At 65.4% G+C, this 1,153-nt stretch carries 2 protein-coding genes; both read left to right on the top strand.

The features are described 5' to 3' along the window. On the top strand, positions 1 to 375 hold a 375-nt coding region (locus RMP09_RS15880), incomplete at its 5' end, for a DapH/DapD/GlmU-related protein (RefSeq protein WP_310566958.1). A 144-nt stretch (positions 376 to 519) separates the two neighbouring features. After that, a partial coding sequence (locus RMP09_RS15875) for an ATPase, T2SS/T4P/T4SS family (RefSeq protein ID WP_310566957.1) occupies positions 520 to 1,153 on the top strand: 634 nt, incomplete at its 3' end.

Raw genomic sequence — 1,153 nt, 5'->3', positions numbered from 1 at the left:
TGCGCCCAGATCGGCAAGAACGTGCACCTCTCGGGCGGCGTCGGCATCGGCGGCGTGCTCGAACCCCTGCAGGCCGGCCCGACCATCATCGAAGACAACTGCTTCATCGGCGCCCGCTCCGAAGTGGTCGAAGGCGTGGTGATCGAAGAGAACTCTGTCATCTCCATGGGCGTGTACATCGGCCAGAGCACCCCCATTTACGACCGCGCCACCGACAGCGTGAGCTACGGCCGCGTGCCCGCCGGCTCGGTGGTGATCAGCGGCAACCTGCCCAAGGACGGCGGCAAGTACAGCCTGTACGCGGCCGTGATCGTCAAGCGCGTGGACGCGCAGACCCGCGCCAAGACCAGCCTGAACGATCTGCTGCGCGACTGATTGGCGCTCCCCCTGCGACGCTGCGCGTCTTCCCCCTGAGGGGGACAACACCTGCGGCCCGGCAAAGCCGGTTCCGCGGTGTTCTGGATTGAGGCACGGCCTCCGACGACATATGTGTTTTTTTGAGTCCCTGAAAGGTCAGGCATGAGCAGCGGAACGATGGAGCGCATCCTGCGCCTGATGGCCGAGAAGAAGGCGTCGGACGTGTACCTGTCGGCGCATGCGCCGGCGATGATCAAGATCAACGGGCAGACCATCCCGATCAACAGCCAGGTGCTGCCGCCGGATGCGCCGCTGAACCTGCTGTCCGAGATCGTGCCGGCCTCCCGCATCGAAGAGCTGCAGGAAACCGGTGAGCTCAACATGGCGGTGCCGCTGGACGGCGTGGGCAACTTCCGCGTCAGCGCGTTCCGCCAGCGCAGCAACTACGCGGTGGTGATCCGTTTTGTGCCAGGCGATGTGCCGGCACTGGATTCGCTCAACGTCGCCCCGATCCTGTCGCAACTGGTCATGGAAAAGCGCGGCCTGGTGCTGATGGTCGGCGCCACCGGCGCCGGCAAGACCACCACGCTGGCGGCCATGATCGACCACCGCAACGAACACGCGACGGGCCACATCCTCACCATCGAGGACCCGATCGAGTACACCTACCGCAACAAGAAGTCGGTGGTCAACCAGCGCGAGATCGGCACCGACACCCAGTCGCTGCAGATCGGTCTGAAGAACGCGCTGCGCCAGGCGCCCGACGTGATCCTGATCGGCGAGATCCGCGACCGCG

Source organism: Hydrogenophaga sp. (genome assembly GCF_031426985.1).
Lineage (GTDB): Bacteria > Pseudomonadota > Gammaproteobacteria > Burkholderiales > Burkholderiaceae_C > Hydrogenophaga.
Note: the sequence above shows the minus strand (reverse complement) of the source record. Positions and strands in the feature narration are given on the sequence as shown.